The sequence below is a fragment of the Bdellovibrio sp. GT3 genome (assembly GCF_037996765.1).
Taxonomy (GTDB): Bacteria; Bdellovibrionota; Bdellovibrionia; order Bdellovibrionales; family Bdellovibrionaceae; genus Bdellovibrio.
In genome coordinates this window covers 496,185-511,261 of the sequence record NZ_JBBNAD010000004.1, presented here as the reverse complement: position 1 = coordinate 511,261, position 15,077 = coordinate 496,185, and the positions used below count along the sequence as shown (strand labels likewise).

Below are 15,077 nucleotides of genomic sequence, written 5' to 3'. Positions count from 1 at the left end.
CGGACTATCTACACATATGCTTTGCCGCAGAAATAAAAAAAGCTCCGGGGTCACCGGAGCTTTTTTTGATTTAGATCTGAATTTTGAAACTACCAGAAGTAGGTCACGCGGGCACCAAATTCGCGAGGCGCGTTGACTTGATAAGCCTTAAAGCTTGAGCCGCTGGCGTCGAAGATCACGTACTTTTGATCAAGCACGTTGCGGATGTAGAACTCGGTATTCAAGTTCCATTGTGCCAGCAAGTAACTTAACGACGTATCCAAGTACCACTGCTCAGGTGTTTTTTTGGCATTCGAATTGGCAGCATCGCCATATCCAGCTGCCAAATATCTTAGGGTGTTGTCCCAAGTCCACGCATCGTTGGGCTTGAAGGTGTAATTCACGTTCCCCGTCCACGGACTTGCAAATGGGAATTGGTTGCCGTCATAGACCACGCCCGTCGGACTTTTGAAGTCGATAAAACGAGTATGGTTGTAACCAATCCCTGCACTGATCACATTCTTTGGATTGATACTGTACTGACCTTCCAGCTCGGCACCATAGATCTCGGAACTTGCGGCGTTCACAGTCGCAGAGTCATAGGGATTGCCGGGGCTGTATTGCACCAACACCTGCTGATTTTTCCAGTGGGTATAGAAAATGTTGGCCGCGAGTCGGGATTTTTCCTGAACGAACTTATAACTTAACTCGAAATTGTCTGTTGTTTCCGGGTCATACTGTGACACTGCCGAAGTCCAACGATTCACACTGACACCACCGGTACGATATCCTTGAGTGTAGGACGCCCCATAAGAGTGTAATCCTTCAGTGATGGTATAAGCAATTTTAGGCAGTAGAATTCCGCCTTCTTCGTTTCCGTTGGCGACTCGAGGCGTACCAAAGGCAAAGACATAGGAATCAAACTTGTTCACCATGTACTCATAACGAAGCCCCAGATTCATTGCATGGGATTCGTTAAACTTGAACAGCACGGAATTGAAGACCGCGTATGATTTTTGATACTTTTCAGTTTTCTGACGAACATACCCTGGAGCTGGCAGGAGCGTAAAATCATAGTCATTATTAATTGTGTAGTCGTGATAATGCACACCCAAAACGTTCTTAACTTTATCGCTTTGGTACTTCCACAGGTTTTCCACACTCAAATAGCTATCCGTGTGATTCTCATATCGAATGCCCGATGCGGGATTAGATGTGCCGTCAGAGTCCGCCGTCGAATCCTGATCTGCCTGGGAATAGGCCAAGATCGTTTCATTGCTGGAGTTTTCATTGATCCTGGTTGAGTAACGAAGGCTGGATTGTTGATTGTTGGTCAACGCACGACTATCTACGTTTTCGATCACTTCGTACTTAAACGGATCTGCGGACTGAGAATAAGTCCCCCCGTTTTCGGTCTGCATGATCTTCACATTCCAACGAAGTTCATCATGGGCGTTTATCTTATAAATCATATCACCGGTTAAATAGTTCTTATCCTGATGTCCCCAACGATCATTGCCTGTTGTGACGTTCGTGATGAACCCATCATAGCGTTCCACATTCACCGCGAAACGAGTCAGAAGTTTTTTATCCAGGAAGGTGTTGTTAGTGACTGCGCCGACTTCTTTAGAACCGTAAGTACCAAGTCCGGCTTTGGCTGCGCCCTCCGTTTGCTCCCCGGCTTTACGGTGGAACAAAAGAATACTACCCGCCAAAGAATTGATACCCTGAGTGGTGCTCTGAGCTCCACGGTAGATTTCCACGTGGTCCAAGTCCCAGAAATCAAAGGCCCCCGCTGAAATTGCAAGGTCCGTTTGGAAAACGTCATCCACGATGATGGAAGCCAAGTTGTCTTTTTGATAACCCGTCACACCGATATTATTGATACCGCGCAAGCTGAAGGTGTTGTCGTTTTTGTTAACCTGAACGTTGGGAAGGGCGTTCAAGGCCTTGATAGAGTCGGTTTTGACACCCTTGTCATACTCATCTGCTTTTAAGACAGAGATGGATTCAGTACTCTCAAGGTAAGACTTCTCTTCCTTGTTACCAAGGATCTGTACTTGTTGCAGTTGGTACGTTTCAGAGGGTTGTGATTCAGTGGCTGGCGTCTCGGTTGTGGTTTGTTCTGTCGGAGTCTGGGCTTGCGCAAAGCAAGCCTGCAGGGTGAACAAAGCTGCGATGAAAATTCTCATTTCTCTCTTTCCTTGGGTCTTCCTATAACCCTCTATAATTAACAAAATTAGAAACCATATTCGAAGTCTTGTAGTGTTCCTTACCCAACAAATCATTCAGAATGGTCGCGGATCTCCACGCCATCAAGCTGGTTTGTGGTTCAGAAATTCCATGACCATGACGGCTGAAGTTCATGGCGTAGATTTTATTTTCCTTTGGACCTTTCCATTGCACTGCAAAATTCTTTTGCAGGATGAAGCGTCCGTTTTCATCGAAGTCGATCATGTTTTGAATCGGTTCGATAATTTGTGGAATACGAGTTCTGAATCCCGTGCTTAGAATCACGATGTCTGCATTCAGCACTTCCGTTTTGTTTGAGAAAGTGCTGCTCACAGTCAGTTTGTAGCCATTGCCGGCTTCCTCAATACGATCCATGCAGCGAGACGGCAGAATCTCGATCAGCGCTTCATCACGAAGTACGTGGCGCAATTGGTAGATGTCATTGTAAAGCGCTTCCAAATACTCGGGAGTGTTGCCGTCAGAAGCCATCTTCTGATGGCGCACAATTGGATCTTTCTGTGACTGATCCAAACCAAAGAAATCTTCCACGTAGTTAGGAGTGAAATACTCATTAACGAACGGAGAATTGTCCAACGGTTCAAGATTAGCACGGCTGGAGATCATGCGCGTGCTCAGAGCACGGCCCCATTTGCCTTTAAAGCAATTACGGAAAATCTCGATACCCGTCTGACCGCCGCCGATAACGACCACGTTCTTACCAGTGACATCCAGATTTTTAAGGTGCTGGGATTTTGCATGGAATACTTTCGGACCGATAAAGTCCTTGGCAAAATCAGGAACGTTCGGAGTCAAACCCGTACCGATACAAATATTCGCAGCCTTTGCGATATTGTCTCCAGAGCGAACCACGAACTGGCCATCTTTGAAGCTGACTTCGTCAATTTTTGAACCAAAGTTCAAACGGTGCGCCAATTTTTCGCTAACCCACTGGCAGTACATTTCAAATTCACGACGTGTAACAACGGAACGATTCGTGTTCATGAAAGAGTAATACAAGCCATTGGAAACCAGGTAGTTCATGAAGCTGTATGGATTTGTCGGATCAGCTCCCATGACCAGATCCTTCAAAAAGGACGTCTGCATTTCAGAGTCTGCGAACATGATTTCGGAGTGCCAGTCGAAGTATGCCTTCCCATCGAAGAATGCGCTGCTCACCCCTGCTGTTTTATCAGCAAGAGCCGCCAGGGAAAGATTGAATACGCCGATACCGATACCTATAAGATTGTGTTTTTGTTCCATCTTACAGTGCTCCTTTATTTAATCCCGTTACTAATGGATTCAGAAGTTCGTCTCCGACCATGGGGACCGGGCGTTCGTGTGAGTCGGCATAACCGATCTTAAAACGCACCCTATTTACCAGCACACGAGGCATTTTTTCCGCCAGAAGGTTGACGCTGTCATCCACATTCAGGTTTTTTCCGCTAGATGAAAGATAATCGCGAAGGGTTTGCCCCAGAATCCCGTAAAACTCGTATTCTGAGAAACCGTCGCACTCCTTCAAAACCTCGGAAATAAACCTTAAAACGGTGACAAAATGTCCCGTGAACAAATCATGAATCAGATAATTGCGTGGAAGCTGCAACAAGTGCGCCGCCAGGTTAGCGGACTCTTGAACCAAGGGAGAGCCCTTAGCCAGGCGTAAATCCCCTTGGAAGTCCTTTAAAATCAAGCCCACCGGGGCATGATCTTTCAGTTTCAACACGATGTTTTGGCCATGAGAAACAAGGCCGATCCCATACTTCAGCTGCAGGTGATACAAAGGCACCACCACCACTTCAAAGTATTGACGCAACCACTGATCCATAGACAGTCCTGAAGACTTTACATAAGCCCCCAGTAAACTCTGTCCCTCTGCGTCTTTATGAAAAAAGCTACCAGTAAGCACAGAAGTCTCGCCAGCTGCGGCTTTCGACTCGGCACATTCTCTCCAGATTGCGCCCAAATATTCGTGATAGCGATAAGGGGCCAAAGCCACCTGTTTAAATACCGGGTGCTGAAAGCTGACGCCGGCTTTTTCACTTAAAATCTGAACGTTTTTAAGAACCGGATCCTGAGCGCAAATGTCATTCATTTTTTGCGAAAGCTCGACACCCACTGGAATATACTTTGCTGCAATTCCACGGATGCTGGAGGTGTTCAGGATCGTCACCGGAAGTTTGATATCCCAAAGCCCCGGGCGGCTGATATTTGACAGTGTACGAATAGAGATCTGAGGTTGGTAGTTATCACCGAACACCCCAAGTGCTTTGATCACGCCCGTGGACAGCTCTCCGGCAAACTGAACCTGGATAAAGCGATCCCACTGCCACGGATGCACTGGAACGAAAACGTATTCGGACTTCACCAGCTTCAATTCTGCCAAGTGCTGTTCAAAACGATTCAACTCCGCTGAATCCATGCTTTGCGCTAAAATCACATCTTGAGTCACGCCCGGCATTTGCGCTGCCAAAGCGGAATTTTTACGAACTGCCAACCACATTAAGCGAATCACGGGCTGACTTTCCGGAGCAAACTCCGCAAGGTCCCCTTCACTCCAAGTGATGCGCCCCTTGTTCAACAATAACTTGGGATGGCCATTTAAAATGGACTGAATCTTAAGACCAGTCCATTGGGTCATTTCTGCAGAGGTTTGTTCCGCCTGTTTTTGTTCAATACGCAAATCCGAGAACAAAGTGTTATGCATCTCTTCCAGAAAATTTCCCAGAATGATGTCATCCATGCCTGTCTCTTTTTGGCAGTCGATAAAAAACTGACCGGCACTTTTCACCGGCATTTTGATTCCATCAACCACGCGAACAATGGAGTCCGCCTGAACTTTTATGTCTGTCCAAATCCCCTGCCAGCCCTGACAGTGGTATTCAATTCCATTTTGCAAAACGAACACAAAGTTCTGACCGTCCAAAGTGACGGCTTTCAGAACCTGTTCATAGCTCAGCTCCTGCAGGCTTTTAGCCACCAGGTTCTGATTCACCCGCACCCATGCGGATCCTGAATGAAGTGTGTTCGCTGTCAGATTCACAGGAAATTCCCCATAAAGAATTTTTCACGACGGCATTCAAGCAAAGCCGCACGCTTATGAGGGAAATCAAATTCCTTCACTTTTCTCCAAGCCGGGAATGTCTCGACATAACGGATGATACGTTGATTGTCTGAGCGCGGTTCCGCCATGATTTTACGAGTGCGCGGCTCTTCCAGGAACAAGTAGTGACTTGCGGATTTCAAAATCGCGTCGGTGTTGTTAAAACCCAAATACTCTTTGTTTCCGATCAACAAATGGAAACCACGATCAAACGCTTCTGATTCATAGTAAGGACCCAAGCGATCTTCCAATGTCCAATACATTTCAAAATATCCCACTGGCACGCCATCAAATTCCACAAATGTTGGAATCGAGTGCAAATCCACCAGACCTTTTTCAAGATACTCTTTAAGTTCAAAATCCGGTTTCGCTAGCTCCCAGAACTCTGCAACATAGGGCTGATTGTGCCAGAAGTGGAAAGTTTGAAGATCGCGCTCCACATCAACCACACGGAAGCTGACTGTTTTACCGATGCTTGGAACAAAACGCGAATAGAGCAAATCCCCTGGACGAGGTTGAGGACGCACCGGGTGATACACTTGCCCCGTGTGCATCCATTGTTCAGGAGCCACGGACTGTTTTCCAAAAGCACACCACAAGGATGGGTTCTGGAAGAAATCCTGACGCAGAGTTGTTGTTTGATTCACAGAAATGGATTTCAACTCTGGCTTCAGTCCAAACAGATGCTCCATCGCCACCATAACTGAACCAGAAGCGGCGTTTTCCCGCGTGATCAACTGGGCTTTGTCAGTTTGTTCTTCAAGGTGAAATTGAACGGTTTCATTTGCTGTCACCGTCAAAACACTGCCAGCGACTTCCGCCTGGTATTGAGTGCCTTCTTGAACATGCAAGTAAGTTTGTTTGCTCATAATACGTCCTAAGCCTTGACCGCAACAGCTGCGATCGGGTTTTTAATCAGGTTGTAAATCGACAATGGGTTTGTCGCGGTATTTTCATTCATATTCTGCAAACTGCAGGTGAAGTTTCCTTTGTGCCAAATCTCCGCCTGATCCAAAAGGTAGTTCAAGCAGGAATGATCCTGTGGATTCGTGTCACGAATGGACATCAGGAACTGGCGCAAGTCGCGCACCAGGTCTTCTTCACGCACCCAATGATCGGCAGCAATGGCTGCTATCACATTGAACGTGGAGTTGATCATCAAATAGTAGGCAAACAGAATATTCCCTTTATCATCCAGGATATTTCCGTTCTCCATTTTCAGACTGGCCACATCTTTGCCATACAAAGAGAAACCAAAATGGCTGTACCCCGTGCCCTGACAATCGCGAAAGTAAGCTTTTTCAGGAAAGTTAGCCTTCAGGCTTAAAATCAGATTTTGCTGATGAGCACCCAATAAGATTCCATAATTGGCCTGAGCTAATACCAAAGGTTTCACGGCCACTTCCAGGTAACGCGCAAACCATTGTTCTGAAATTTCACTTAACGGACGACCCGTCTTTTCAGATTCCTTGCGAATGGACTTTTGGATCAGGTTTTCGCCACCCAGCGGGTTGTCCTGCGCCAATGTTGAAAGCACCACGGCTTCTTCGCGATTGCTTTCCGTGAATGGATTTTCGCGGCAGACGACGATGGATTCCGTCAAAATTTCACCTGACGGATCCTTGAGTGCCATGAATGCCGGTTCAAAAACCACTTGGAACTGAGGCTGTTTGCGCGAAAACTCCTGGGCTTTGGAGGTCATGAAAACGTCATAAACCTGTAACCCACGCACGACCTCCACCGCTGTCAAATGACGAATGGAATTGGTAAGTCGCAAGGTCAAAGAAAACTTCATCATAAATGGCGAGTGAGACGCATAAATGGATCGCAATGATGTCGTCGGGAACCAGGGCTTTTCAGCCGCTCCCAGATCCAATAGCGATCCCTCTTTCAGATAATTCTGAACAACCGGATTTTTCAGTAAGTGCTGCTTTTGCCAGGGATGCACCGGGAATGGGATATAGCCGGCTTTCAATTTTGCCATCGCCACTTCAGAACTGGAATAGTCTTTCAAAAAGGCATCCAAAGTCCATTGTTCAATCTGGAACTTTTGGGCTTTTTCGTTAACGACCGTTTCAGGCTTGGCCAGGAACCAATGCAAAGTGAACTGCCCGGCCATTTCCGGTGAGTACTGGCGATAGTCGGCCTCGTCAAAACCTTCACGCATTTTTGGATAAGGGTGAAAGTTATGGCCGATCATCAAACCCTGTTCCGCTTGCTGAAAATTCATAGGACGCTCGTAAATGGACTGCAAGTCTGCCTTGCGATGACCCAATGCCAGCTCGATATTTTCCACACTGTTATTCAAGCGATCCATAAAAACCGCATCGTTGCCGGTGCTGTTTGGAAAAACCGCTGTCAGATGCTTGACCAAAACTTCCGCCACCGTCAAAAAATCAGTGGCCTTCAGAATACCGGCACTATGCACATAGAAGGTGGAAGAGTATTGATGGCGGCCCATCAGGGAGTTGCGGGTCAGTGGCAAATACAGTTCGTCTCCGTTGGTCAATTTTACGGTCAGAGACTCTTTGCAGCCCGTCTCAATCGCAATCTGATTCGGCGAGGATTGAATTGCATAATCAAACCATTCTCTGAAAAGGGAATTGAAAAAACACGAAGCCGAATGTCGAAGTGAAAGTTCACGCAAGTTCATATTATGTCTCCACCGCAGCTGAAAAACGCTGACGATATAAGATCGCAATGCTCAACATCATTAATAAAACCAAAAACACCATGAGCGACTCGAGCGAAAATGCCTGAGCCTTCAAAGTGATTGCGGCCAGGGAGCCGCCAACGGCATAACCGATGGTGTTGGCGGCGCTGACCAGGCCCGCTTTGCGCCCCAAACCCAGATGAGCTGAATCCACAGTCGTCATCAAAGTCAGATAGCATGGCGGCACCAGGGCAATTCCCACCGACAAAAAGAAAATGGCCGCCCACAAATGCGACTGCATATTCATCACCAGCAACAGCACGGATCCCACCAATAAAGTCAGAACGCCCAATACCAGGGCTCCCTGCCAGGGATTCTTAAAAAACATTCGACCCATGAATTGAGTCGCAACCGCAATCACTGCGCTAACCAATAGAAGTTTCGCCATCAACAGACCTGAATCCTGACTGCTTAAAGAGAAGCTGTTCTTTAGAATCACTGCCAAAGAGGAATTCAGAATGCCGATAAAGCTTGTGAACAGCACTGCCAACAAAAACACCCAGCGCATTCGATTGAAGGCCATTCCCCATGCCTGGAATCCCTGCTCTTTGGCTGGCGCCGTTTTCATTTGCGGCGCTTTGATTCCCAGCGCCCAAACATTGATACCCGCCAAAAGCAGAATCCAGAATATGAATCCCACCAGGACGCGGTCCATATTCTGACCGCCACTAAGCAAAACATAAATAGGCCCCAGGGAGCGGCCAATGTTCAGGCTCATGGAATTGGAAATCATCGCCTTCATGGCAGAGCCGGAGCTGGATTCTGATAAATCCACCTGCAACGCCTGCGCAACTGGGACCACCGCCGAAGCCAGCAGTCCATAGATCACGCGGCTTAGAACTAAAATCACCACAACCGCCGTGGCTCCCCATTTTTCACCCCATTGAGTCAGGGACCACAACATCAATGTGGAAACTCCCAACCCCAGAATACCCGCAAGCAAAATAGGCTGACGGCCGGCAATGTCGCTTTTTGCCGCCCAATAAGGAGAGGACCATAAAAACAAAAACGACCCTGCACTGAACACCGCAACAACCAGCGACAGACTGACATGCATCGCCTCTGCCAAATAAGGCAGAAGCGTGAACAGCAATATCTGCAACGCACTGAAAGTGATGGTGTTAAGGTTTGCAAGGAGAGCCAGATTCAATCACGCCCCCTGCGACCTTTAATAAGAATCTGGGCACAAATATATAGAGGAATCAAAAGCACCACACCAGAGACGGTGGCAAACATGCCACCAAAAATGTAGGCGCCAATAATCATAAAAGAAGTCACGGCAAACAGGATTACCGGGATCGCAAAGCGACTTTTAAACAGTGCATGTTCTGAAAGCTTGCGCGTTTCCATGGTCACACCCGCTCCCGCAGGTTTTGCTTTCTTGCGTTTGTACCAGATAACCAGACCAAACACAGGCAGCAACAGAGAGAAGATCGAGAATCCCAACCATACGATTTTCAGGAAAAGTCCGCCGTAATTGCCGAAATGCAGGGGCTCCGATGCCAGCGTGATTTCCATATACCAAGGAAGCTCACGCACTTCACCTTGCAGGCCCGTCGCGGCATCCACCACCACCAATTGGGTCATACGCTCTGTTTTTGGAGTGTTTCCAACCATCACCACCAAAAAGTGATTGGGTGGCGCAAACTGCGTGTCTGGCACAGCGATATAGTCCACTTTGGAGTTCGGGAGAGACGTCTCTGCCGTTTTAATGACGTTGTCCAACACAGACATGTTATGAACATGATCGTTGTCACCGTGAACGTCTTTGTACTGCAAAGTGATTTGTTTCAATTCTTGATATTGATAGAACTTGATCAACGATGAACTGATACCCAGCAGGAATCCAGTTGCACCGATAATCAAACCCCAGGCAAAAACACCCATCCCGATATAGCGATGCAAATCCGAAAACCAATGACGTGGGGATTTGATGCGCACTTCTCCGAATGCAACTTTTTTTGCGAAATTTCCGTAGATGAAAAAACCGGACAGCATCACGAAAAAATAAAGAAGACCAATCAGGCCCACATAGATTTTTCCGTAGGATCCCAGGAAGAATTCACGATGCAGTCTTAGCATCCAATCCATGAAGGAGCTTTTGCTGGCTTCAACGTTGATCTCAGCGCCAGTATTCGCATCGTACGTCAGCTTGCGCGCACCACGGAACATTTTGGAATCATTCATTCCCAGACGCACGTTGATGATGTTCTCGTTTTCATCGTCTTTGAAAACCGCCAGAGGTCGCTCCCCTGGGAACTCTTTCAGAACCTCATTCATCAAACCGGAGTATGAGAAAGGGGCACCGCTGGCTGACGTCGCAGCGGCCGTGTGAATCTCACCTTCGACTTCTTCTTTGAAAAGCAGAATGGATCCACTGATGCTGAGGAAAATAAAATGCACCGCCACGAAAAGACCGACGTACATGTGAAGCTTATAAAAGAATCTGAATGCTGTGTTTTTTAATGCCATATAGTTGGCTAAAATAGGTACCATACAGAGGGAATTATCTCAAAAATTTGGCCTGCGAAGTTCGTTGTTGAAAGCCTATTGGGAAGATTTTTTCCGAGTGTCAAAAGACCTGACAGTGAGTCGGAAATTGCCAAACTTTTGTGAACTTGCTCTAATGTGAATATGATTAAGCAAAAGGCCTTGAAGGCGATCGAACAAGAGGGAATTTTACTCGTATATCCGATCAAAAACAGCTCGGAACCGGACTCCCTGTGGGCCCATCTGTGGCCTCGTTCGAAAATGGTTTGGGAATGGGATGCCGACGCAGATCACAAGGTGTCGGATCTGTGGCTGCTAAAGGAAGAGCTCTCCCGGTCCAACAAGGTTGTTTATGCGAAATGGTACCAGAATCGTGCGACCTTTTTCTCGAAGGAGGCGTTCGCCAATATGATGGCATTTCAGCGCAGCGAGGCCCCGCTTTCCCACGAGAGTCGTACAATTCTGGAGGCTCTGGAAATGGACTCCCCTCTTTCAACAAAACAGCTTAAGGAAATTGCCGATCTTCAAGGGCGTTATATGGAGTCCACTTACAATCGAGCTATGAAAGCATTGTGGCAAAAACTTCTGATTGTGGCCTATGGCGAAATCGAGGACTCGAGCTTTCCATCTACCGCTGTGGGTGCAACCAAAACCCTGTTTGAACCCCTGTGGAATCAATCTCTTACGATCTCCCAAGATGAAGCCCGTGATTATCTGCTTAAGAAATTAGGAGCCGATAACAAGTTTTGGAAGTTTGCGCAGAAAATTCTTCCTGCAAAAACGTAATGTTAACGGAAAATCTGTCAGCTTCTTTGACACCCCTGAAAGTTCTGCAAATATACACAGCCAATCGACTTTCCTAAGCAAAATACCCGGGTTCTTGTTATAAATCCGGAGATATTTTTAAAGTCATTGGAGTTACTGATGAAATCAACATTTGCGATGTTCCTTCTGATTTTTGGTACTACAGCTACCACCACCGCATTGGCGGGCGCCCGTGATTGGCGTATTACTCAGCCAGTTTGGACTGAACAACATGAATATCAATTCGGTCAATTCGTCACCAAACTGGGTGTCGCTGTCGAAAACCGCAAATGTGCGACAGTCACTGAATGTTTGAACAGCTCTGCAAATATGTTCTATGGAACAGATCCAGGCGGCATCCGCTATTTCGCAGACTGCGCTGACTTGCCTTATTATCTTCGCGCTTACTTTGCCTGGAAAATGGGATTGCCTTTCTCTCACGCGACGGGATTCACTGCAAACCCTGCCGGCCCAGAGGATTTCAACAAAGACATTCGCTACTCCACAAATGGCAACTCGGTGAAATATCGTCGCGATCTTTTGACCAAGAAAAACAAACTTCGCATCACGACTTACCCTGATGCCGTGGATTTTTTGAACTCTGATTTGATCAACAGTGTTTCAACAGCTGCATTCCGCATGATCGGTGATTCTCAAGGTGCAACTTACGCTGACTTCTATCCCGCTCGTTTGGATCGCACGGGCATCCGCCCAGGTACTGTTATTTATGATCCAAATGGTCACGTAGCCATCATCTATCGCGTCACTGAAGCCGGTCGCGTGCTGTATATCGATGCGCATCCTGACAATACTTTGACTATGGGTCTTTACACATCCAAGTTCATGCGCTCCATCCCAGGTCAGGGCGCGGGCTTTAAAAACTTCCGTCCTTTGCAACTGGTTGGTGCTTCTCAGGAAGGTGGCGTATTCGTTGGAGGCCAAATTCAGGCTGCTGACAACCGTAATCTTCCGGCCTTCGGCACTGAGCAGTTCTACGGCAATCAACCGGATCCGTCTGGCGACTGGAAAAAAGGCAAATTCGTTTTCAGAAACCAGGAGATCAACTATTTTGAATACGTTCAATTGAAGCTGACTAATGGTGAGCCCGTTATTGATCCTCTTTTGGACATGAAATTCGAAGTTATCGATATCTGCTCTTCCTTGAAAGACCGTGTTGCCGCGGTGGAATTGGCTCGTCGTGAAGGCATTCCTTTGAAACAACACCCTGAGCGCCTGCCGGTAAATATCTTTGGCGCGACAGGAGAGTGGGAATCTTTTGCCACTCCTTCCCGTGATGCCCGTCTGAAAACATCCTTTATGGATATTTTGGCCCAATCCCAAAAAGCGATCCAGAAATGGCGCGCACACGACAGAACGATTCGCTATAACGGCAGCAATCTGGCGAAAGATCTTTTTGCGGTTTACTCCCAGGAAGCGACATTGTGTAAGTTCTCTTATACGACTTCCAATGGGGACACATTGTTGATGAATCTTGAGGCGGCTCGCCAAAGATTGTTCAATATGAGCTTTGACCCGTACCACTGCCCGGAAATGCGTTGGGGCGCCCGCATGCCGAAAGAGCTTGCTTCGTGCACTGACGATCAAAACAAGAAGGCTTGGTTTGATGCTCAAAAATGGTTGCGCAATCAAACAGAGCGCCGCTATGACGTGCGCATGGATTACACTTTGGATCAACTCAGCCGTGGACCAAAGCCAGGCGTGGGTACTGAATCAGCCCCTAGTATTGATATCGTGGGCTACTTAAAATCCCAAATGTAGTCCCGCAAGAACTGACAAAAGTAAACCTACCGATAACGCGAGACCGGCTTGGTCTCGCTCAAATGGCCTTTTAGTTAATCCGCTGCAATCTAAACTCGTGGAAACTGAGAGAAATTTGCAATGGTTGCACTGAAACATTGATTCTTTGGGGGATCACTCCTATATCCCGTCACTAGTATCCATAATAAGAACTATCACTAAATTCTGTGGGGGATCTGTGAAAGTACAATTTGTCACCGTGCTATTGTCTTTGATTGCAACATCGGCTGTGGCCGCTCCTTCTCAAGCCATCTATAGTAAAATTTTGCAGCAAGGCGTTCCGCAGGAAGCTTTGGAAAGAACGGTTCGCTTTATGGACGAGCATGCAGGACGCTCTTTCCAACAAAGCACTTACCAATGTGGCAAGTGGCCCGTAGGTAGCATCAAACCTTGTGAAGAATCCGACCGCTCACCGTCAACTCAAGTGGTGACGCTGGAAAACCCGGAAGTAATCGTGATCATTGATTACTCCCAGCCCTCCACCAACCGTCGTTTCTTTTTGATCAACATGCGTACCGGCGATGTGGTTCGTTACTATGTTTCCCACGGCAAAGGCACTGGCAACAGCAACTGGGCTACTAAGTTTTCAAACATCAAAGACTCCAAACAGACTTCGTTGGGTTTCTACCTGACGGGGGATTTCTATTACGGATCTTACGGCAAAACACTGCGCATGTATGGCTTGCAGTCTTCAAACGATCAAGCCTTCAATCGTGACATCGTTTTGCACGGCGCCTGGTATGTGGGTGAAAACTTCATCAACTCCAAAAACCCAAAAACGGGCCAGCCATTCGGTCGTCTGGGAGTTTCTTGGGGATGCCCGGCTTTGTCTCTGTCAATTGCGACAAAGCTAATTCCGGTTTTGGAAAAAGGCAGTTTGATTTACCACTATCATAAAGATCTGATGGAAGCCGCAATGAGCGGAAACGAAGTCAGCGTGATCGAACCCGCTAAAAGAAAATAAAAAAAAGGCGCTTCTGAGAGCGCCTTTTTTATTTCAATCTTTGTATCAATCTACCTTGCATCCATCGTCCAGCCAGAGAACTTTTGAACTTCGTCGCTGATATCAGCTCCCAGCTCCACATGGCGGTATGAATTTGGCGAATCCCAGATTTTACGAACCAGTTTGTTCATCACATCGTGGCCCGCTTTATAAAGCACCACATGCCCCATCAATGGCATCTCCAAGGTCACCAGATCACCCAATGCATCCAAAGCCTTGTGGCGGACAAACTCATCAGCCCAGCGCAACCCCTCGGGATTAACGACGGCGTCAGTGTCCAAAACCACGCAATTATCCAAACTTCCACCTTTTGCCAAACCGCGAGCCTGAAGAGCCTCAACGTCTTTCAGAAATCCAAAGGTGCGTGCGCTTGCGATATCCCGTCCAAATGATTGCTCATTGATGTCCAGGTCAATTGTCTGTTTGCCAATAAGAGGATGCGCAAAATCAATCGTCACGGTCACACGCAGTCCATGGTACGGAACCACGTAAGCGTGCTTTTCGCCTTCACTAAAATAAATAGGCTCAGTGATATAACAATACTTGCGAGGTTGATCCTGCTCGACAATACCGACATCCAAAAGAGCTTTTAGGAACTCACCGGCACTGCCATCGCAAATTGGAATTTCCGGTCCATCAAGCTCAATAAAAATATTGTCAATACGAAGAGCCGACAACGCCGACAGACAGTGCTCAATCGTCGCAACGGAAAACGCCTCACCACCGATAGTGGTTTGGTGACTTGTCGCCTGAACATTTCTTGCTGTGACTTTCAAAGACGGGCTGCCCGGAAGATCTCTACGAATAAAGTAAACACCGGTATCAGAAGGAGCTGGCTTGAATGTTAATGTGCACGGGTCACCTGAGTGGATCCCAATGCCATTAATCACCGTCTTTTTACGAATAGTTTTTTGTAAGAACATGAACTCAGTTTAGCA

General features: G+C 47.2%; 11 protein-coding genes. 3 read left to right on the top strand and 8 right to left on the bottom strand.

The genetic code is table 11. The features are described 5' to 3' along the window. Positions 1-89: 89 nt before the first annotated feature. The 7 genes from AAAA73_RS04085 to AAAA73_RS04055 are packed head-to-tail and all read right to left on the bottom strand — an operon-like array spanning position 90 to position 10,520. A complete protein-coding gene (locus AAAA73_RS04085; RefSeq protein ID WP_340596899.1) occupies positions 90-2,171 on the bottom strand; it encodes a TonB-dependent receptor in 2,082 nt (693 codons plus the stop codon). A 22-nt stretch (positions 2,172-2,193) separates the two neighbouring features. After that, complete coding sequence (locus AAAA73_RS04080; RefSeq protein WP_340596898.1) at positions 2,194-3,471, bottom strand: lysine N(6)-hydroxylase/L-ornithine N(5)-oxygenase family protein; 1,278 nt, start codon at positions 3,469-3,471, stop codon at positions 2,194-2,196. Between the two features lies 1 nt (position 3,472). Then, positions 3,473-5,251 carry an IucA/IucC family protein gene (locus AAAA73_RS04075; RefSeq protein WP_340596897.1) on the bottom strand — a complete coding sequence of 593 codons (1,779 nt, stop codon included), beginning with the start codon at positions 5,249-5,251 and terminating at the stop codon, positions 3,473-3,475. Then, the gene (locus tag AAAA73_RS04070) at positions 5,248-6,180 is read right to left on the bottom strand and encodes a GNAT family N-acetyltransferase (RefSeq protein WP_340596896.1); all 933 of its coding nucleotides are present in this window, start codon (positions 6,178-6,180) and stop codon (positions 5,248-5,250) included. Before AAAA73_RS04070 ends, AAAA73_RS04075 begins: the two co-directional genes overlap by 4 nt. A gap of 8 nt (positions 6,181-6,188) precedes the next feature. Further along, positions 6,189-7,964, bottom strand: coding sequence for an IucA/IucC family protein (locus tag AAAA73_RS04065; RefSeq protein ID WP_340596895.1), 1,776 nt, complete (start codon positions 7,962-7,964; stop codon positions 6,189-6,191). Between the two features lies 1 nt (position 7,965). Further along, the gene (locus tag AAAA73_RS04060) at positions 7,966-9,174 is read right to left on the bottom strand and encodes an MFS transporter (protein WP_340596894.1); all 1,209 of its coding nucleotides are present in this window, start codon (positions 9,172-9,174) and stop codon (positions 7,966-7,968) included. Continuing rightward, positions 9,171-10,520, bottom strand: coding sequence for a PepSY-associated TM helix domain-containing protein (locus AAAA73_RS04055; RefSeq protein WP_340596893.1), 1,350 nt, complete (start codon positions 10,518-10,520; stop codon positions 9,171-9,173). The genes AAAA73_RS04060 and AAAA73_RS04055 overlap by 4 nt, the downstream gene beginning before the upstream one ends. A 138-nt stretch (positions 10,521-10,658) precedes the next feature. On the opposite strand from AAAA73_RS04055, the gene AAAA73_RS04050 reads away from it, so the two are divergent. The 3 genes from AAAA73_RS04050 (at position 10,659) to AAAA73_RS04040 (ending at position 14,100) form a co-directional block, all read left to right on the top strand. After that, a complete protein-coding gene (locus AAAA73_RS04050; protein WP_340596892.1) occupies positions 10,659-11,300 on the top strand; it encodes an AlkZ-related protein in 642 nt (213 codons plus the stop codon). Positions 11,301-11,438: 138 nt separating this feature from the next. Beyond that, a complete protein-coding gene (locus AAAA73_RS04045) occupies positions 11,439-13,097 on the top strand; it encodes a hypothetical protein (RefSeq protein ID WP_340596891.1) in 1,659 nt (552 codons plus the stop codon). A 217-nt stretch (positions 13,098-13,314) separates the two neighbouring features. Next, a complete protein-coding gene (locus tag AAAA73_RS04040; protein WP_340596890.1) occupies positions 13,315-14,100 on the top strand; it encodes a murein L,D-transpeptidase catalytic domain family protein in 786 nt (261 codons plus the stop codon). A gap of 50 nt (positions 14,101-14,150) precedes the next feature. Here AAAA73_RS04040 and lpxC read toward each other — a convergent pair whose 3' ends face one another. After that, positions 14,151-15,062 carry a UDP-3-O-acyl-N-acetylglucosamine deacetylase gene (lpxC, locus tag AAAA73_RS04035; protein WP_340596889.1) on the bottom strand — a complete coding sequence of 304 codons (912 nt, stop codon included), beginning with the start codon at positions 15,060-15,062 and terminating at the stop codon, positions 14,151-14,153. Positions 15,063-15,077 lie beyond the last annotated feature (15 nt).

Bases quoted from the DNA above. Each gene is read 5' to 3' on its own strand.
- AAAA73_RS04085 (WP_340596899.1), bottom strand. From the start codon at position 2,171: ATGAGAATTTTCATCGCAGCTTTGTTCACCCTGCAGGCTTGCTTTGCG.
- AAAA73_RS04080 (WP_340596898.1), bottom strand. From the start codon at position 3,471: ATGGAACAAAAACACAATCTTATAGGTATCGGTATCGGCGTATTCAAT.
- AAAA73_RS04070 (WP_340596896.1), bottom strand. From the start codon at position 6,180: ATGAGCAAACAAACTTACTTGCATGTTCAAGAAGGCACTCAATACCAG.
- AAAA73_RS04065 (WP_340596895.1), bottom strand. From the start codon at position 7,964: ATGAACTTGCGTGAACTTTCACTTCGACATTCGGCTTCGTGTTTTTTC.
- AAAA73_RS04055 (WP_340596893.1), bottom strand. From the start codon at position 10,520: ATGGTACCTATTTTAGCCAACTATATGGCATTAAAAAACACAGCATTC.
- AAAA73_RS04050 (WP_340596892.1), top strand. From the start codon at position 10,659: ATGATTAAGCAAAAGGCCTTGAAGGCGATCGAACAAGAGGGAATTTTA.
- AAAA73_RS04045 (WP_340596891.1), top strand. From the start codon at position 11,439: ATGAAATCAACATTTGCGATGTTCCTTCTGATTTTTGGTACTACAGCT.
- lpxC (WP_340596889.1), bottom strand. From the start codon at position 15,062: ATGTTCTTACAAAAAACTATTCGTAAAAAGACGGTGATTAATGGCATT.